Here is an 18,419-nt window from a genome sequence, read left to right on the forward strand (position 1 = left end):
GCGGGAGCCACGTCGACGGCGGCCTCGGCGGTGACTTCGACGACAGCCTCGGCGGGGACCTCGACAGGCACGTCGGCGGTCTTGCGGGATGCCTTGCGGGACGGCTTGCGGGCGGTCACAGGGACTGCCTCCTCGGAGGGTGGAGGGGGAAACACGGGCGGAGGGGAGACACACGGGAGGTACGGGAAGGGCGGGACGCGCGGGAGAGGGTGGGTGCGGCCCGGATCAGGCCGCGGCGGACTGGGCCAGCCGTTGGATGGCCGCCATCGGAACCGGCAGCCAGTCGGGTCGGTGCCGGGCCTCGTACAGCACCTCGTACACGGCCTTGTCGGTCTCGTGGGCGCGCAGCAGCTCCGGTTCGCCGCGCGGGTCGGTGCCCGAGGTCTGCGCGTAGCCCTCGCAGTAGGCGGCACGGCAGCGGGCCGCCCACTCCGGGTTCCACGGGCGGTGCGAGCGGGCCGCGTAGTCGAAGGAGCGCAGCATGCCCGCCACATCGCGCACCGGATGCGCGGGTCTGCGGCGCTCGGGCAGCGGGCGGGCCGGTTCGCCCTCGAAGTCGATCAGTGACCAGAAACCGTCTGCGGAGCGCAGGGTCTGCCCGAGGTGGAGATCGCCGTGCACCCGCTGCTGGGCCCAGCCGCTGCCCCGCACCCCGAGGTCCGTCACCGCCTCGAACGCGGCGCGCAGTCCGGGGACGTGCGGCACGAGCGCCGGGACCGCGTGGGCGGCGGCCTCCAGTCGCTGGGTCATCCGGGCGACGAGCTGCCGGGTCTGGGTGCCGTGCAGCGCCGGGGTCGGCAGCGCGGTGGCCAGCGCGGTGTGCACCTCGGCGGTGGCCCGGCCCAGCGCCCGCGCCTCCGGCAGGAAGTCGCGGCCCGCGGCGAGCGCGGCCAGCGCGAGCTGCCAGCCGTCGCGCGCGCCGTGCAGGAAGGGCTGGAGGACGCCGAGGGTGAGTGGCTCGGGGCCCGGCGCCTCGAACCAGGCGACGGGGGCCGGCACCCGCTCGCACCCCGCGCCGCTGAGGGCGAGCGGCAGTTCCAGGTCCGGGTTGGTGCCCGGGAAGACGCGCCGGAAGATCTTGAGGATGAACGCGTCCCCGTAGACGAGCGAGGAGTTGGACTGTTCGGCGTCCAGCACCCGTGGCGTGAGACCGGCCGGGATCGCGGCGGTCCGCTCGAAGCGCAGCGAGCCGAGGCGCCCGGGGGCGCGGAAGCGTTCCAGCAGCAGATCGGCCAGCCGCGGGTCGTGCAGGGCGTCGTAGACGGTCCGTCCGGCGAGCGGGCCCCGCTCCACCCGGCCGATCAGAGCGCCCGCGAGCAGCGGTGGCAGTGACGTTCTTGCACCCAGGAGCAGTTGGTAGCAGTCCTCGGCCGGGCGGGCCTGCCGGGAGGGCTGCTCGACCCGCACCAGCAGGTGCAGGAGCCCCGGGCCCGTCGTGCCGTCCAGCGGCAGCATCTCGGTCGCGGAGACCAGGGAGAAGCCGGTGACCGGCCGGCCCTTGCCGGCGAACCACCGCTGCCGGGGCAGCCATGCGTGCAGGAGTGGGGTGAGGGACGGGAGCAGGGCCCCGTCCGACGTACTGCTGAGCGTTGCGCCGATCCTCGTGCTCTTCGCCAGGGCGACGTGAGTGGATGCAGCCTCCGACATGGCATCGCGTCCTTTCCCCGGGCACACCACAGGATGCGAAGAGTGTCCCGGATTGCGGCAATGGCTGTCCGGCTGTGCGGGACGTGTCGGGAGAGGAGGGTCCTTACGGACTCGAACGGCGGAACCGTGAAGCCTCGATCGGTGAGCCGAGAAGGCCCGATGAGGGTCAGAGTGCCCCGTGCGGGACGGCGGAAACCGTCCCGCACGGGCAGGCCCGGCATCAGGCCGGCGGCGCGTCCTTGCGCAGCCGGAACCAGTAGAAGCCGTGTCCCGCAAGGGTCAGCAGGTAGGGCCACTGGCCGATGGCCGGGAAGCGTACCCCGCCGATCAACTCCACCGGATGACGTCCGTTGAACGATCGCAGGTCCAGCTCCGTCGGCTGGGCGAACCGCGAGAAGTTGTGCACGCACAGGACGAGGTCGTCCTTGTACTCGCGGGTGAACGCCAGCACCGACGGGTTGGAGGAGGGCAGTTCGGTGTACTCGCCGAGACCGAAGGCCGGATTCTGCTTACGGATCTCGATCATCCGGCGCGTCCAGTGCAGCAGCGAGGACGGCGAGGCCATCGACGCCTCGACGTTGGTGACCTGGTAGCCGTAGACCGGGTCCATGATCGTGGGGAGGTAGAGCCGCCCCGGATCACTGGAGGAGAACCCCGCGTTGCGGTCGGGCGTCCACTGCATCGGGGTGCGCACCGCGTCCCGGTCGCCCAGCCAGATGTTGTCGCCCATCCCGATCTCGTCCCCGTAGTAGAGGATCGGGGAACCGGGCAGCGACAGCAGCAGCGCGGTGAACAGCTCGATCTGGTTGCGGTCGTTGTCCAGCAGTGGGGCCAGCCGACGCCGGATGCCGATGTTGGCGCGCATCCGCGGATCCTTGGCGTACTCCGCGTACATGTAGTCGCGTTCTTCGTCCGTGACCATTTCGAGGGTCAGCTCGTCGTGGTTGCGCAGGAAGATGCCCCACTGGCAGTTCTTCGGGATCGCCGGGGTCTTGGCCAGGATCTCGGAGACCGGGTAGCGGCTCTCGCGGCGCACCGCCATGAAGATCCGCGGCATCACGGGGAAGTGGAACGCCATGTGGCACTCGTCGCCGCCCTGCTCGTAGTCGCCGAAGTAGTCGACCACGTCCTCCGGCCACTGGTTGGCCTCGGCGAGGAGCACGGTGTCCGGGTAGTTGGCGTCGATCTCCTTGCGGACCCGCTTGAGGAAGTGGTGGGTCTCGGGGAGGTTCTCGCAGTTGGTGCCCTCGCGCTGGTAGAGGTAGGGCACCGCGTCGACCCGGAAGCCGTCGATGCCCAGGTCCAGCCAGAAGCGCAGGGCCGCGAGGATCTCCTCCTGCACCGCCGGGTTCTCGTAGTTGAGGTCCGGCTGGTGCGAGAAGAAGCGGTGCCAGTAGTACTGCTTGCGCACCGGGTCGAAGGTCCAGTTGGACGTCTCGGTGTCGACGAAGATGATCCGGGCGTCCTGGAACTGTTTGTCGTCGTCCGCCCAGATGTAGTAGTCGCCGTAGGGCCCGTCCGGGTCGGTGCGGGACTGCTGGAACCACTCGTGCTGATCGCTCGTGTGGTTCATGACGAAGTCGATGATGACGCGCATGCCCCGCTGGTGCGAGGCGTCCACGAACTCCACGAAGTCGGCGAGGTCGCCGAACTCCGGCAGGACGGCGGTGTAGTCGGAGACGTCGTAGCCCCCGTCGCGCAGCGGCGACTTGAAGAACGGCGGCAGCCAGAGGCAGTCGACGCCGAGCCACTGGAGGTAGTCCAGCTTGGCGGTGATGCCCTTGAGGTCGCCGATTCCGTCGCCGTTGGAGTCCTGGAAGGACCGGACGAGCACCTCGTAGAAGACGGCACGCTTGAACCAGTCGGGATCGCGGTCCTTGGCGGGAGTGTCCTCGAACGTGTCGTGGACAGGCTCATTGACGATCATGGTGTGGGTGACCCTCCGGTCGGCGGGGACGGTCGCAGGACGGCGATGTGCGCGGGCGTGACGCCCGGCTCCAGGCGCACATAGAAGGCCCTGCCCCAGTGGTAGGTATCGCCGGTGAGCTCGTCGCGCACCGGTACGCGCTCGTGCCATGAGAGGCCGAGCCGCTCCATGTCCAACGAGACCGTGGCCTCCTGGGTGTGGTGCGGGTCGAGGTTCACGACCACCAGAACGGTGTTCGCTCCGGAGCGCTTGCTGTAGGCGATCAGCGCTTCGTTGTCGGTGTGGTGGAAGTGGACGTCGCGCAGCTGCCGCAGAGCGGGGTTACGCCGGCGGATCCGGTTCAGCGAGGTGATGAGGGGGGTCAGCGTGCGGCCTTCGCGTTCCGCCGACTCCCAGTCCCTCGGGCGCAGTTCGTACTTTTCCGAGTGCAGGTACTCCTCGCTCCCCGGCTTGGCCGGAGTGTTCTCGCACAGCTCGAATCCCGCGTACACGCCCCAGGACGGGGCGAGCGTCGCGGCCAGGACCGCCCGTGCCTCGAAGGCCGGGCGGCCGCCTTCCTGGAGGTGGCCGGGAAGGATGTCGGGGGTGTTCACGAAGAAGTTGGGCCGCATGTACGAGGCGGCCTCGCCGGACAGCTCCGTGACGTACTCCGTCAGCTCCTGCCTGGTGTTGCGCCAGGTGAAGTACGTGTACGACTGCTGGAAGCCGACCGCGCCGAGCGTGTGCATCATCGCCGGGCGGGTGAACGCCTCCGCCAGGAAGATGACGTCGGGGTCGGCGCCGTTGATCTCCTCGATGACCTTCTCCCAGAAGACCACCGGCTTGGTGTGCGGGTTGTCGACCCGGAAGATCCGCACGCCGCGGTCCATCCAGAAGCGCAGGATCCGCACCGCCTCCGCCACGAGACCGCGCATGTCCTTGTCGAAGGCGATCGGGTAGATGTCCTGGTACTTCTTCGGCGGGTTCTCGGCGTACGCGATCGAACCGTCGGGGCGGTGGTGGAACCAGTCGGGGTGCTCCTTGACCCACGGGTGGTCCGGCGAGCACTGGAGCGCGAAGTCCAGCGCGATCTCCATCCGCAGGTTCCGGGCCACCGACACGAAGTGGTCGAAGTCCTCCAGCGTGCCCAGCTCCGGATGGACCGCGTCGTGCCCGCCGTCCGGCGAACCGATCGCCCACGGCACACCCGGGTCGTGCTCCCCGGGCGTCAGGCTGTTGTCCGGGCCCTTGCGGTGGGTCGTCCCGATCGGGTGGACCGGGGGCAGGTACACGACGTCGAACCCCATGGCGGCGACCGCGGGCAGCCGCTCGGCGGCCGTCCGGAAGGTGCCGCTGACCAGCCGGGTCTCCGCGCCCGGCGAGGTGTCGGCCGGGTCCACCGGCACCCGCCGCGCCCCCTCCGAGCGCGGGAACAGCTCGTACCACGACCCGAACAGCGCCCGCTCGCGCTCCACGCGCACCGCCAGCGGCTTGGAGCGGGTGACCAGTTCGCGCAGCGGATACCGGGCCAGGACGGTGCCGGCGGCCGGGGTCAGGGCGGCGGCCAGCCGGGCGGCCGGCGGATGGGCGGTGTCGCGCAGCGCGTCCACCGCGGCCAGCACCGCCTCGCGGCCGTGCTTCTTCGGGACGCCCGCGGCGGCCCGCTCCAGCAGCGCCGCGCCCTCCGCCAGCACCAGGTCCGTGTCGATGCCCGCCGGGATCTTGACCGAGGCGTGGTGCCGCCACGTGGTGACCGGATCGCTCCAGGCCTCCACCGTGTACGTCCAGCGGCCCTCGGACGACGGGGTGACCTCCGCTCCCCACCGGTCCGTCCCCGGGGCCAGCTCGCGCATCGGGGTCCACGGCCCGACCCGTCCGCCCGGATCGCGCAGCACGACATTGGCGGCCACCGCGTCGTGGCCTTCGCGGAAGACGGTGGCGGTGACCTGGAAGGTCTCACCGGCAACGGCCTTCGCCGCCCGTCTGCCGCAGTCGACGAGAGGACGGACGTCCAGGACGGGAATACGACCGATCATGGAATCACCTGAGGGCTGGAGGAGCTCGGCGTGCACGGGGGACGGCACGGGCGCGGAGGACCGACCGCGTGTGCCGCGAAGACGGGGATCTGTCCTTTGTAGCTGCTCAGCTGTCTGCTGACGGGCTGTGGGCATGGCCGCTCCTGTCCGCGTTCACTCGAATGGCACTCGAATGGGTGGGTCGCGGGGGTTTCGTGCATGTTTCGAGATGCACGGAGAACGTCTGCGGGCCGGGTCGCGCCGTGTACCGGGGAAGCCTTCCCCGCGTCCGAGAGCGGGAAATCCGGCGCTGTGTTAACTACTCGGTCGTAGCCGACCGCTCGGGCCCCGCCGCACGCGGCGCGCACGCCCCCGGTGGGCGAGGGGAGTCCGAAGCGCCCCCGCGGGTTCCGGATACCCGTTCTGCGGCGCCACCCGGCAGCCTTCCCTGTGGCAGGGAGGTCCACAAGGCTGCGTACGGTGGTGAAATCGGCCAAACCCCAGGTGAACGGAGTGGCGGAGGATCACGGGCGGGGCGCGAGGTACCTCTGTGAGGAGGCGCGTACCGGCCGCTCCGGGACCTCGTACGCCGTCCGCGCGCCGTGGCAGCCCGCCACGGACGGCCGCTACCGTCAGGGGTGACGGAAGGGACGCACGCCGTCGTGCGTCCCCTCGGATGCGCAAGTCCCCTGTAAAGGTGGAGTACGTGAAGGCCATTCGTCGATTCACCGTGCGTCCTGTCCTCCCCGAACCCCTCCGACCCCTCCACGACCTCGCGCGCAACCTGCGCTGGTCGTGGCACACCGAGACCCGTGAGCTCTTCCGGTCCGCCGACCCCGAGGGCTGGCGGCCCGCGGACGCCGACCCCGTACGCCTGCTCGGCTCGCTGTCCGCCCGGCGGCTCACCGAACTGGCCGGGGACGAGGAGTACCTCGCCCGCCTCACCGAGGCATCCGCCGACCTGGCCGAGTATCTCGACGGCCCCCGCTGGTACCAGGAACAACGGGCCGCCGGAGTGGAACTCCCCTCCGCCGTCGCCTACTTCTCACCCGAATTCGGCGTCACCGCGGCACTGCCCCAGTACAGCGGCGGCCTCGGCATCCTGGCCGGCGACCACCTCAAGGCCGCCAGCGACCTCGGCGTCCCGCTCATCGGCGTCGGTCTGCTCTACCGGCACGGCTACTTCCGCCAGACCCTCTCGCGCGACGGCTGGCAGCAGGAGCACTATCCCGTCCTCGACCCCAATGAACTCCCGCTCGACCTGGTTCGCGAGGCCGACGGCACCCCCGCCCGGGTGGTGCTCGCCCTGCCCGGCGGACGCTCGCTGCACGCGTGCGTCTGGCTGGCCCGGGTCGGCCGCGTGCCGCTCCTCCTGCTCGACTCCGACGTCGAGGAGAACGCCCCCGGCGAACGCGACGTCACCGACCGGCTGTACGGCGGCGGCAGCGACCACCGGCTGCTCCAGGAGATGCTGCTCGGCATCGGCGGGGTGCGCGCGGTGCGCACCTGGTGCCGGCTGACCGGCACCCCGGAGCCGGAGGTGTTCCACACCAACGAGGGCCACGCGGGCTTCCTCGGCCTGGAGCGCATCCGTGAACTGGGCGCCACCGGGCTCGACTTCGACGCCGCCCTCGAAGTGGTCCGGGCCGGGACCGTCTTCACCACCCACACCCCGGTGCCCGCCGGGATAGACCGTTTCGACCGGCAGCTGATCACCCGCCACTTCGGCGACGACGGCGAGCTGTCCGGCGTACCCGTCGAGAAGATCCTGCGGCTCGGCACCGAGACCTACCCCGGCGGCGAGCCGGAGCTGTTCAACATGGCGGTGATGGGCCTGAGGCTCGCCCAGCGCGCCAACGGCGTCTCCACCCTGCACGGGGCCGTCAGCCGGGAGATGTTCTCCGGGCTCTGGCCGGGCTTCGACCCCGCCGAGGTGCCGATCACCTCCGTCACCAACGGGGTCCACGCACCGACCTGGGTCGCCCCCGAGGTGTTCCGGCTCGGCGCCGGCCAGGTCGGCGAGGGCCGCGCCCACCAGGTGCTGGCGGGCGGCCCGGTCCCCGACGAGGCCTCCTCGGGGAGTGGCACCCCCCGCCGCTGGGAAGCGGTGACCGGCATCGGCGACCAGGAGATCTGGGACCTGCGCCGGGACCTGCGCGGACAGCTGGTCACCGAGGTCCGCCGCCGCCTCTACGCCTCCTGGCGCCGGCGCGGCGCGGGCACCGCCGAGCTCGGCTGGATCGACGGCGTCCTCGACCCGGACGTCCTGACGATCGGCTTCGCCCGGCGGGTCCCCTCGTACAAACGGCTCACGCTGATGCTGCGCGACCGCGACCGGCTGCGGGAGCTGCTGCTCCACCCGACGCACCCGATCCAGATCGTCGTCGCGGGCAAGGCCCACCCCGCCGACGACGGCGGCAAGCGGCTGGTGCAGGAGCTGGTCCGGTTCGCGGACGACCCACGGGTGCGCCACCGCATCGTCTTCCTCCCGGACTACGGCATGGGCATGGCACAGAAGCTCTACCCGGGCTGTGACGTCTGGCTCAACAACCCGCTGCGCCCGCTGGAGGCGTGCGGTACGAGCGGGATGAAGGCGGCGCTGAACGGCTGCCTGAACCTGTCCGTGCGCGACGGCTGGTGGGACGAGTGGTTCGACCCGGACTTCGGCTGGGAGATCCCTACCGCCGACGGTTCGGCGGTCGACGAGGACCGCCGCGACGAGCTGGAGTCGAACGCCCTGTACGCCCTGATCGAGGACCGGGTCGCCCCGCGCTTCTACGACCGGGGGGCCGGGGGCCTGCCCGGCCGCTGGATCGAGATGGTCCGCTCCACGCTGGTCTCCCTGGGGCCGAAGGTGCTCGCGGGGCGAATGGTGCGTGAGTACACGGAGCGCCTGTACGCCCCCGCCGCGCAGTCCCGGCGGGCCCTGGAGCCCGGGACCGCGCGCGACCTGGCCCGGTGGAAGGCCAAGGTCAGGGCGGCCTGGCGCGGGGTCTCCGTCGACCATGTGGAGTCGGTGACCGACACCGCGGCGGGCGGCTCGGCGGAGCTCGGCGCCACCCTGGCGCTGCGGGTGCGGGTTGCACTCGGCGGACTGGACCCGGACGACGTGGAGGTCCAGGTGGTCGCGGGCCGGGTCGACTCCGGCGACGCCATCGCGGACGCCCAGGTATTCCCGCTGAAGCCGGCGGGCGGCCAGGACCTGGAGGACCGCTGGCTGTACGAGGGTCCGCTCGCCCTGGACCGGACGGGACCGTACGGCTACACCGTGCGCGTCCTGCCCGCCCACGAGCTGCTGGCCACCGGCGCCGAACTGGGCCTGGTCGCACTGCCGACCGAGGCGACGGGGGAGGGCGCGGGCGTGCTGCTGCGCTGAGCGCGCGCCATGGCGAACGGCCCGGGAGGGGGTGAACTCCTCCCGGGCCGTTCCGTGTGCGTGCTCCCCGCGGGCCGGTGGGCCCGGTGGGATCAGAAGGTGAGCTTGAAGCTGTTGATCCGCCCGGTGTCGTACCGCGCGCGGTCCTGGACCTTCAGCTTCCAGACACCGTTGGCCACCTCGGACGAGGCGTTGACCGTGTAGGTCGCCACCACATCGTCCGCGGAGTCGCCGCCGGAGGAGTTCTTCAGCCGGTAGGCGCTGCCGTCGGGGGCCACCAGGTCGATGACCAGGTCACCGCGCCAGGTGTGGGTGATGTCCACGCCGACCTTGAGGTCGCTCGGCGCGTTGCCGGCCACACCGGAGACGGTGACCGAGCTGGTGACGGCCGCACCGGCGTCCGGGATGTTCACCGGGGTGGTGTTCTCGAACACCTCGCCGCCCGGGTCGGGGTCGCCGCCGGGGCGGTCGCCCACGTTGACGCCGGCCCAGGCGTGGGCCACGGCCGCGTACTCGGGGCTGGTGGCCCCGTACAGCTCACTGGCGACCGCGAGCGTGCCGGTGCGGGCAGCGGCGTAGTTCGTGTTCGAGGTGAACTTGGTGGTGAGCGCCTTGAACCAGATCAGCGACGCCTTGTCCCGGCCGATGCCGGTGACCGGCAGTCCGTCGGAGGTCGGGGAGTCGTAGTCGACACCGTTGATCGTCTTGGCTCCGCTGCCCTCGGAGAGCAGGTAGTACCAGTGGTTGGCCGGGCCCGAGGAGTAGTGGACGTCGACGTTGCCGATGCCCGCGTACCAGTAGTCCTTGGACGAGCCGTCCCTGGAGGGCTTGTCCATGTACCGCAGCGGGGTGCCGTTGCCCCTGATGTCGATCTTCTCGCCGACCAGGTAGTCGCCCTTGTCCTGGGCGTTGTTCGCGTGGAACTCGACGGCGGCGGCGAAGATGTCGGACGTCGCCTCGTTGAGGCCGCCGGACTCACCGCTGTAGATGAGGCCCGCGGTGTTCGAGGTGATGCCGTGGGTCATCTCGTGGGCGGCCACGTCGATGGAGGTCAGCGGCTTGGCGTTGTTCGAGCCGTCGCCGTACGTCATGCAGAAGCAGCTGTCCTGCCAGAAGGCGTTGACATAGTTGTTGCCGTAGTGGACGCGGGAGTACGCGCCGACGCCGTCGCCACGGATGCCGTCGCGGCCGTGCACGTTCTTGAAGTAGTCCCAGGTGAGCGCGGCGCCGTAGTGGGCGTCCGCGCCGGCCGTCTCGGAGTTCTGCGGGGTGCCGTCGCCCCAGATGTCGTCCGAGCCGGAGAACAGCGTGCCGGTGCCGGAGGTACCCCGGTTCAGGTTGTACGTCTTGTGGTTGCCGCGCGTGGTGTCGGTCAGGGTGTACGAGGGCGCGGTGCCCAGGGTGACCTGGCCGCTGTACTGCGTGTTGCCGGTGCCGTTGTGGACGGCCTGCCACTCGTAGAGCTTCTCGCCCGAGGTGGCGTCGGTGATCACGTGCAGCTCGTTCGGGGTGCCGTCGTGCTGGAGCCCGCCGACCACGGTCTCGTACGCGAGCCGCGGGGAGCCGCTGCCCAGCCACACCACCTTGCGCGGGGCCTCGCTGACCTTCTTCGCCTTCGAGCCCTCGGCCTTCGCCGCGCCGAGCGCCTGCGTCTCGGCTGCGGCCGGGGCCACGTCGGCGGTGAGGCCCACGGCCTTCAGCTGCGCGCTGGTCGCCCTCGACGCCTTGCTGACGCCCTCGGTCGCCCCGGCCGCGGACTCCTTGACCACGAGGTCGCCGCCGAGGACGGGAAGCCCGTTCAGGGTGCGCTCGTAGCGGGTGTGCGTCGTGCCGTCGCGGTCCTGGAGGACATCGCGGACCACGAGCTTCTCCGTGGACCCGAGGCCGAGTTCCTTGGCGGTGGCCGCCCTGGTGGCGTTCGCCTCGCTGAGCAGCTCGGCGCGCTGGGCGGGGGAGAGCTTGGCGGGCAGGGCGCCGGGGTCGGCCTTCGTGCCGGCGGTGATGCCGCCGAGCGGGGCCGACGCGGGGGCGGGGGTGGCGGTAGCGGCGCCGGACGGGACGGCGACGGCTATGAGGGCTGCGGCGGCTATCAGAGCGCCGGTCGCGGTGGCGCGACGGCTGGGCGTGGATCTCACGCGGACTCCTTCTGCGAGGGGGGTACCGGCGGCGCTGGACGGGCCGTCCGGACGGTGCAGGCGGTGCGCAGAACGGGGTGAACAGTGTCAGCAGATGACCGGTCCTGTCAGGACCGCGTCAAAAAGTTGGCCGATTTTCGTTCGTTGCCGGAAAGGTCATGTTCGTTAAGCGGACGTTTCACCGGTCATTGCCGCAGTGTTACCGGTCGTTGCGGAGTCCGGTACTTTCAGGGTGGTCACAGGTTTCGTGCGCGACGGGCGCCTCGGCGTCGCGGGCGGGAAGGGGTGCGCTGACCGCCTGATGAGACAGCGTCGGGTTCTGGCCAGATCCGCACGCCGGAACATGCCGGTCCGTCAGGATGCTGCCAGGGGGGGGAGCGGTCGGAGCGCTCTGGCCTTCGCTCCCGGCGGGTACACCGCGTCCAGGAGGGCGCGCACGAAACGGTCCGGGTCGTCCAGCCCGCCGCCGCTAGTGTGCCGGGGCCGTTCGTCGGCGGATGCGGGACCGCCGCGTGCGGGGCGAGGGTGCCGACGGCGGCCCGCTGCGGGGTGACGGGCGGGCGAGCGGGGACTTCGCGGGCTTCGAGCTGGCCCGGCGCCCCGCCGGGCGTCCGGACGAGCTTCGGATCGACGAGCTTCGGGAGTGAGACATGACAGGAACGGCGACCGTGGTCGGCGCGGGCATCGGCGGTCTGGCGACCGCGATCGGACTCCGCCGTGCGGGCTGGAGCGTCACGGTGCTGGAGCGGCGCACCGAACTGGAGCGGTACGGCGCGGCCTTCGGCATCCACCCCACCGCGCAGTCCGCGCTCGACCGGCTCGGCGTCGGCGACGCGCTGCGCGACCATGCCGTGCCCTACCGCGACGCGCACATCCGCACCCCGGACGGGACGTCCCTCGCCCGCCTGCCGCTGGAGCGCATCGAACGCAGGGCGGGCCGTCCCGAACTCCTCATCGCCCGGCCCTACCTGCTGGAAGCCCTGCTCGCCGGCATCGAGGCCTTCGGGGATGTTCCGCTCAGGCTCGGCGAAAGGGTCACCGATGTGGACGCCCTCGCCGCCGGGCAGGATCTGGTGATCGGCGCCGACGGCATCCGCAGCGCCGTCCGCACCGCCCGCTTCGGCGGGAGCAGCGGCCCGCGCCGGGTCGGCACCGTCGCCTGGATCGGTATCGCCGACTTCGGGAGCCCGGTACACGGCGAGACCTGGGGCAGCGGCCGCTTCTTCGGGCTCACCCCGGTCGAGCCGGGCCGCACCAACTGGTACGCCATCGTGCCCGAGGCCACCACCGCCGAGGAACTGCGCGCCTCCTTCGCCGGCTGGCACGACCCGATCCCGCGCATCCTCGACGCCACCGACCCGGCCGCCTGGATCCGCTACGAGATGCGCCACCTCCACCCGGCGCTGCCCTCCTTCGTCTCCACCGGCGTCCGGCCCGCCCCCGTGGCCCTGGTCGGCGACGCGGCCCACGCCATGACGCCCAACCTGGGTCAGGGCGCCTGCACCGCGATCCTGGACGCGGACGCGCTGACCCGTGCGATCGCCGTCGCACCCCCGGGCCCGGAGGGCGTCGCCGGGGCCCTGCGCGCCTACGACCGCGAACGCCGCCGCAGTGCCCAGCGGACCGCCTTCGCCTCCCGGACCCTGCACCGCTTCATGAGTACGGAACGCACCCGGCTGCGCGATGGGGCGGTGCGGCTACTGCCGGGATGAGGGCGGGTCTGTGCGGGCGCCCGGGGGCGGCGGTGCCCCCGTGGTCGGCGCGCCTGTGCCGCGCGGCCCCGCAGGGTGCGGTGCGCCGCCTGCCGTGACGGTCCGGAGCTCGCGCGGTCGGGGCTCAGGCGCGGGTCCGGGCGGCCTGCCTGTCGAACTGCTCGGCCGAGAGCGGGTGCCCGGTCCGGTGGAAGCCCATCTCCCGGTATGCGTCGCATGTGCGGGCGACGGTGACGGTGATCCTTTCCAGGACTATGCGCCGCTGAACCTTGTGGACGCCCGGCCGCTTGCGGGGCTGCTTCCCTTCGGGCGTGTCGGGCTTGGAGAAGTAGTACCAGTCGGAGATGGCGGTGAGCAGGCGCGAGGTCCTTCCCTCGCGGTCGTGCAGGGCGTCCACCGCCGCACGGCCCGATGCGGCCACGATGACGGGCAGGATGCCGACCAGCGCGCCGAGCAGGGCGAGCACGAACACAGGCGGGATGCCGAGCCAGTCGATGAGGGCGTTCACTGCTCCGCTTCCTGGTCATGGGTGGGGTCGCCGATCTTGTCGGCGTAGACGTAGGCCACCAGGGCGAGAGACGCACCGGTGATCAGAGAGACGAGACCCCACAGTGCCGTCAGGACACGATCGGCGGACGGTTCGCGCACGCTGCTCCTCCAGGGCTCCTCCGGCCTGATACCCCTGGAGCGGTATCAGACAACCCGATGTACTGACGGGGTCGCGGATCCGGAAGCGCCCTCCTCAGGCCAGGCTGTCCTTCCATGTCCGGTGCAGCCCCGCGAACCGCCCTGTTCCGCCGATCAGTTCGGAGGGCGCGCCGTCCTCCACGATCCGGCCGTGCTCCATCACCAGCACCCGGTCCGCGATCTCCACCGTGGAGAGGCGGTGGGCGATCACCACCGCCGTGCGGCCGTGCAGCACCGTGTCCATGGCCCGCTGCACGGCCCGCTCGCCGGGGATGTCCAGGGAGCTCGTCGCCTCGTCCAGGATCAGCACCGCCGGGTTCGCCAGCAGGGCCCGGGCGAAGGCCACCAACTGCCGCTGGCCCGCCGAGATCCGCCCGCCCCGCTTGCGTACGTCGGTGTCGTAGCCGTCCGGCAGGGCGGCTACGAAGTCGTGCGCGCCGATCGCCTTCGCGGCGTGCTCGATCTCCTCGCGGGTGGCGTCCGGGCGGCCGATCGCGATGTTCTCCGCGACCGTCCCCGAGAACAGGAACGCCTCCTGCGTCACCATCACCACGCCCCGGCGCAGCTCGGCGGTGTCCAGGTCGCGCAGGTCCGTGCCGTCCAGCAGGACCCGGCCGTCGGTCGGGTCGTAGAAGCGGGCCAGCAGCTTGGCGAGCGTCGACTTGCCCGCGCCCGTCGAGCCGACGACCGCCACCGTCCGGCCCGCCGGGATGTGCAGGTCGAAGGTGGGCAGCACCTCGCCGCCCGTACGGTAGGCGAACCGCACCCCGTCGAACGTGACGTCCCGGCCCGGGAGATCGCCCGAGCGCGGCGGCAGTTCCTTCGGCCGGTCGGTCTCCGGGACGTTCGGGGTCTGGGCCAGCAGGCCGGCGATCTTCGTCAGTGAGGCGGCCGCCGACTCGTAGGAGTTGAGGAACATCCCCAGCCGGTCGATCGGGTCGTACAGCCGGCGCAGATACAGCACCGCCGCCGCCAGCACCCCGAGCGCCAGCGTCCCGTCCGCCACCCGGTAGGCGCCCCACAGGACCATGCCGGCCACCGCCGTGTTCGCGATCAGCCGCGAGCCGACGACATAGCGCGCCATCTCCAGGATCGCGTCGCCGTTGCGCCGCTCGTGGGCGCTGTTCAGCGCGCCGAACACCGCGTCGTTGCTCCGCTCCCGGCGGAACGCCTGGACCGGGCGGATGCCGTTCATCGTCTCCGCGAACTTCACGATCACCGCCGCGATCGCCGTCGACCGCGCCGTGAACGCCACGGACGCCCGCCGCCGGTACATCCGGACCATCAGATACAGCGGTACGAAGGAGAGCGTGGCGATCGCGCCGATCCCCGGGTCCAGCCAGAGCAGGACCAGCGAGATCGACACGAACGACAGGACCACGCCGATCAGTTCCTGGAGCCCCTCGCTCAGCAGCTCCTGCAGCGATTCCACATCCGTCGTGGAGCGCGAGATCAGCCGGCCCGAGGTGTAGCGCTCGTGGAAGTCGACGCTGAGCGCCTGCGCGTGCCGGAAGATCCGGCCGCGCAGATCGAGCAGCACGTCCTGGTTGATCCGCGCGGCGGCCCGGATGAAGCCGTACTGGAGGACGCCCGCGCCGACGGAGCACAGCGCGTAGCCGGCCGCGACCGCCATCAGCGGCCCGTAGTCGTGGTCCCGGAACGCCGGAACCCCGCGGTCGATCGCGTACGCCACCAGCAGCGGGCCCGCCTGCATCGCGATCTGCTGGACCAGCAGGAGCAGTGCCGTCACCGCGACCCGGCCGCGCATCGGGGCCAGCAGCGAGAACAGCAGCGTCCTCGTCGATCCGGGCGGCGCGGGGAGGTCGTCCTGATCGAACGGGTCGCCGGAGAGCTGCCGTTCGGGTGCGGCCGTACTCCTCGGCGGGCCGTCGTCGGCGGCGGCCGGGAACGAGGCGTCGTCGGTGGTCGTGGTCATCGGGCACTGCCCTCCTCGGCGGGGGCCTGCCGGACGGCGCCCCGGTCGTCCTCGTCCTCGTCCTGGTGCTCGGCGCCGGCGAATCCGGCGCCCTCGCGGGCGCGGGCCGGATCGCCGTGCTCGGCGCCCGACATCAGCCAGGCGTACTCCGCGTTGTCGCGCAGCAGCTCCTGATGGGTGCCGACCGCGGCGATCCGGCCCCCGGACAGCAGCGCCACCCGGTCGGCCAGCATCACGGTGGAGGGCCGGTGCGCCACGACCACCGCCGTCGTCCGCTCCAGGACCTGCCGCAGTGCGGCCTCCACCAGCGTCTCCGTGTGCACGTCCAGCGCGGAGAGCGGGTCGTCCAGCACCAGGAAGCGCGGCTCCCCGACCACGGCGCGGGCCAGCGCCAGGCGCTGGCGCTGGCCGCCGGAGAGGCTCAGGCCCTGCTCGCCGACCTCGGTGTCCAGTCCGTGCGGCAGCTCGTGCGCGAAGTCGGCCTGGGCCACCGACAGCGCCCGGCGCACCTGCCGCTCGTCCGCGTCGGCCGCGCCCATCGTCACGTTCTCGCCGACCGTCGCGGAGAACAGTGTCGGCTCCTCGAACGCCACCGACACCAGCCCCCGCAGCCGCGAGCGCTCCATCGTGGCGATGTCCTCACCGTCCAGCGTGATCCGTCCGCCGGTCGCCTCGTGCAGCCGGGGCACCAGAGCGGTGAGCGTCGTCTTGCCCGACCCCGTACCCCCGACGAGGGCCAGCGTCTCGCCGGGCCGGATGTGCAGGTCGATCCCGGCGAGGACCGGCGGCGAGCCCGGGTCCGCGTCCGGGTAGCGGAACTCGACGCCCTCGAACACCATCCCGGCGGCGGTGGCCGGCCCTTCCTCGGGTACGGCGACGGCCCCTGGCTCCTCCGCGACGTCCATCACCTCGAAGAACCGGTCGGTGGCGGTCGCCGACTCCTGGCTCATCGCCAGCAGGAAGCCGATCGACTCCACCGGCCAGCGCAGGGCGAGCGCCGTGGAGAGGAACGCCACCAGCGTGCCGGCGGACAGCGATCCGTCCGCCACCTGGATCGTGCCGAGGACCAGCGCCGCGCCGATCGCCAGCTCCGGGATGGCGGTGATCAGCGCCCAGATCCCGGCGAGCAGCCGGGCCTTGCCCAGTTCCGTGGTGCGCAGCCGGTGCGACAGCGCCCGGAATGCCTGTGCCTGGCTGCGGTGCCGGCCGAAGCCCTTGACGATCCGGATGCCCAGCACGCTCTCCTCGACGACCGTGGTGAGATCGCCGACCTGGTCCTGGGCCCGGCGCGCGACCACCGAGTACTTCGTCTCGAACAGCGAGCAGAGGATCATCAGCGGCACCGCGGGCGCCAGCAGCACCAGACCGAGCGCCCAGTCCTGGGCGAACAGGAGGACGAACCCGACCAGGATCGTCGTCGCGTTGACGATCAGGAAGGTCAGCGGGAACGCCAGGAACATCCGCAGCAGCATCAGGTCCGTCGTCCCGCGCGACAGCAGCTGACCCGAGGCCCAGCGGTCGTGGAAGGCGACCGGCAGCCGTTGCAGATGGCGGTACAGATCCGACCGCATCGACGCCTCGACCCCGGCCAGCGGGCGCGCCACCAGCCACCGCCGGAACCCGAAGAGCACCGCCTCCGCGATGCCGAGCAGCAGCAGATACAGCGCCCCCAGCCACACCCCGCCCGGATCGCGGTCGGCGACGGGACCGTCCACCATCCACTTCAGGACCAGCGGGATCACCAGCCCCAGGCAGGACGCCAGGATCGCCACGAAGGCGGCGGTGAACAGGCGCACCCGCACGGGTCGGACATAGGGCCACAGACGCAGGAGGGAGCGCACGGCGGACCGGTCCGTGGGCTCTGCAGGCTTTTCGGGCATCAGGGGCGACCCTACGTTTCACCACTGACATCGGTCCTGCCAATTTCCCTCCGCCCGGGGCCGCTCCGGCACGTCCGGTCGTACCCCGGATCAACCGATCGGTTGACGCACCGTCGAGCGTGACGGCGGATACCGCCCACGCCCGCCCGCCGGAACCCTGGGGGCATGGCAGTCATCGAAGTCAACGGGGTGCGCAAGACCTACGCGGGCCGCGACGTGGTCGACGGCGTCTCCTTCTGCGTCGACGAGGGGGAGATCTTCGGCATCCTCGGCCCCAACGGAGCGGGCAAGACCACCACCGTCGAATGCGTGGAAGGCCTGCGCATCCCCGACGCGGGCACGGTCAGGGTCGCCGGGCTCGACCCCGTCGCCGACCACGACCGGGTGACGCGACTGCTCGGCGCCCAGCTCCAGGAGAGCGAGCTCCAGGCCAAACTGACCGTACGGGAGGCGCTGGAGCTCTACACCGCCTTCTACCCGGCGCCCGCCGACTGGCGTCCGCTCGCGGACCGGCTCGGTCTGGCGGACCGGCTCACCACCCGGTTCGTCCAGCTCTCCGGCGGCCAGAAGCAGCGCCTGTTCATCGCGCTCGCCCTGATCGGCGACCCGAAGGTCGTCGTACTGGACGAGCTGACCACCGGCCTGGACCCACGCGCCCGCCGCGACACCTGGAAGCTCATCGAGGAGATCCGCGACAGCGGGGTGACCGTCCTGCTCGTCACCCACTTCATGGAGGAGGCCCAGCGACTCTGCGACCGGATCGCCGTCATCGACCGGGGCCGGGTCGTCGCCCTGGACACCCCGGCCGGGCTGATCCGGCAGTCCACCGGCTCCACCGTCGTCTCCTTCGTCCCCTCCCGTACTCCGACCGGCCCCGAGCTCAGCCGGCTCGGCGCACTGCCGGGCGTCGCGTCGCTGACCCCGCCCGACGCCGCCGGCGTCCTCGTCCTGCACGCCACCGACGACACCGTCACCCCGCTCATCTCCCTGCTCGCCGAACTCGGCGTCACCGCCCGGCGGCTGCGGATCACCGAGACCAGCCTCGACGAGGCCTTCCTCGACCTCACCGGACAGGACGCCTGACTTGAACCCCGACGTCCCCACCGCACCTGCCGCCGCCCCCGC

At 71.7% G+C, this 18,419-nt stretch carries 12 protein-coding genes; 4 read left to right on the forward strand and 8 right to left on the reverse strand.

The genetic code is table 11. The features are described 5' to 3' along the window. Positions 1-225: 225 nt before the first annotated feature. The 3 genes from B9S58_RS00045 to B9S58_RS00055 form a co-directional block, all read right to left on the reverse strand. The gene (locus tag B9S58_RS00045; protein WP_103530101.1) at positions 226-1,647 is read right to left on the reverse strand and encodes a maltokinase; all 1,422 of its coding nucleotides are present in this window, start codon (positions 1,645-1,647) and stop codon (positions 226-228) included. Between the two features lie 220 nt (positions 1,648-1,867). Continuing rightward, positions 1,868-3,574, reverse strand: a complete 1,707-nt coding sequence (gene treS, locus B9S58_RS00050) for a maltose alpha-D-glucosyltransferase (protein WP_103530102.1) — start codon at positions 3,572-3,574, stop codon at positions 1,868-1,870. Further along, complete coding sequence (locus B9S58_RS00055; protein WP_103530103.1) at positions 3,571-5,589, reverse strand: alpha-1,4-glucan--maltose-1-phosphate maltosyltransferase; 2,019 nt, start codon at positions 5,587-5,589, stop codon at positions 3,571-3,573. Before B9S58_RS00055 ends, treS begins: the two co-directional genes overlap by 4 nt. A 685-nt stretch (positions 5,590-6,274) precedes the next feature. On the opposite strand from B9S58_RS00055, the gene glgP reads away from it, so the two are divergent. Further along, a complete protein-coding gene (gene glgP, locus B9S58_RS00060) occupies positions 6,275-8,944 on the forward strand; it encodes an alpha-glucan family phosphorylase (RefSeq protein ID WP_103530110.1) in 2,670 nt (889 codons plus the stop codon). Between the two features lie 92 nt (positions 8,945-9,036). On the opposite strand, the gene B9S58_RS00065 is transcribed toward glgP, so the two are convergent. Next, positions 9,037-11,079 carry a M4 family metallopeptidase gene (locus B9S58_RS00065; RefSeq protein WP_103530104.1) on the reverse strand — a complete coding sequence of 681 codons (2,043 nt, stop codon included), beginning with the start codon at positions 11,077-11,079 and terminating at the stop codon, positions 9,037-9,039. Positions 11,080-11,576: 497 nt separating this feature from the next. Here B9S58_RS00065 and B9S58_RS37690 point away from each other — a divergent pair, with 497 nt between their 5' ends. Together B9S58_RS37690 and B9S58_RS00075 are read left to right on the forward strand one after the other, a co-directional pair. After that, positions 11,577-11,726: a hypothetical protein gene (locus B9S58_RS37690; RefSeq protein WP_181009121.1), complete on the forward strand. Its 150-nt coding sequence runs from the start codon at positions 11,577-11,579 to the stop codon at positions 11,724-11,726. 3 nt (positions 11,727-11,729) lie between these two features. Next, positions 11,730-12,791: an NAD(P)/FAD-dependent oxidoreductase gene (locus tag B9S58_RS00075; RefSeq protein ID WP_103530105.1), complete on the forward strand. Its 1,062-nt coding sequence runs from the start codon at positions 11,730-11,732 to the stop codon at positions 12,789-12,791. Between the two features lie 124 nt (positions 12,792-12,915). Here the strand turns inward: B9S58_RS00075 and B9S58_RS00080 are convergent, their stop codons facing one another. The 4 genes from B9S58_RS00080 to B9S58_RS00090 form a co-directional block, all read right to left on the reverse strand. After that, positions 12,916-13,299 (reverse strand): hypothetical protein, encoded by a 384-nt coding sequence (locus B9S58_RS00080; protein WP_103530106.1) that lies wholly within the window; start codon positions 13,297-13,299, stop codon positions 12,916-12,918. After that, the gene (locus B9S58_RS37695) at positions 13,296-13,439 is read right to left on the reverse strand and encodes a hypothetical protein (RefSeq protein WP_181009122.1); all 144 of its coding nucleotides are present in this window, start codon (positions 13,437-13,439) and stop codon (positions 13,296-13,298) included. The genes B9S58_RS00080 and B9S58_RS37695 overlap by 4 nt, the downstream gene beginning before the upstream one ends. A 94-nt stretch (positions 13,440-13,533) precedes the next feature. Beyond that, entirely contained in the window at positions 13,534-15,414 is a 1,881-nt protein-coding gene (locus tag B9S58_RS00085; protein ID WP_103530107.1) for an ABC transporter ATP-binding protein, read from the reverse strand. Beyond that, a complete protein-coding gene (locus B9S58_RS00090; RefSeq protein WP_103530108.1) occupies positions 15,411-17,294 on the reverse strand; it encodes an ABC transporter ATP-binding protein in 1,884 nt (627 codons plus the stop codon). Before B9S58_RS00090 ends, B9S58_RS00085 begins: the two co-directional genes overlap by 4 nt. Before the next feature lie 165 nt (positions 17,295-17,459). Between B9S58_RS00090 and B9S58_RS00095 the strand changes: the two genes are divergently transcribed. Continuing rightward, on the forward strand, positions 17,460-18,377 hold the full coding sequence (locus tag B9S58_RS00095; protein WP_103530109.1) for an ABC transporter ATP-binding protein: 918 nt from the start codon (positions 17,460-17,462) through the stop codon (positions 18,375-18,377). The last annotated feature ends 42 nt before the right edge of the window (positions 18,378-18,419 follow it).

Source organism: Streptomyces sp. SM11 (genome assembly GCF_002910905.1).
Classification (GTDB): domain Bacteria; phylum Actinomycetota; class Actinomycetes; order Streptomycetales; family Streptomycetaceae; genus Streptomyces.

What these genes read in the sequence shown, in the direction of transcription:
- B9S58_RS00045 (WP_103530101.1), bottom strand. Translation starts at nt 1,647, where the DNA reads ATGTCGGAGGCTGCATCCACTCACGTCGCCCTGGCGAAGAGCACGAGG.
- treS (WP_103530102.1), bottom strand. Translation starts at nt 3,574, where the DNA reads ATGATCGTCAATGAGCCTGTCCACGACACGTTCGAGGACACTCCCGCC.
- B9S58_RS00055 (WP_103530103.1), bottom strand. Translation starts at nt 5,589, where the DNA reads ATGATCGGTCGTATTCCCGTCCTGGACGTCCGTCCTCTCGTCGACTGC.
- B9S58_RS37690 (WP_181009121.1), top strand. Translation starts at nt 11,577, where the DNA reads ATGCGGGACCGCCGCGTGCGGGGCGAGGGTGCCGACGGCGGCCCGCTG.
- B9S58_RS00075 (WP_103530105.1), top strand. Translation starts at nt 11,730, where the DNA reads ATGACAGGAACGGCGACCGTGGTCGGCGCGGGCATCGGCGGTCTGGCG.
- B9S58_RS00085 (WP_103530107.1), bottom strand. Translation starts at nt 15,414, where the DNA reads ATGACCACGACCACCGACGACGCCTCGTTCCCGGCCGCCGCCGACGAC.
- B9S58_RS00090 (WP_103530108.1), bottom strand. Translation starts at nt 17,294, where the DNA reads ATGCCCGAAAAGCCTGCAGAGCCCACGGACCGGTCCGCCGTGCGCTCC.
- B9S58_RS00095 (WP_103530109.1), top strand. Translation starts at nt 17,460, where the DNA reads ATGGCAGTCATCGAAGTCAACGGGGTGCGCAAGACCTACGCGGGCCGC.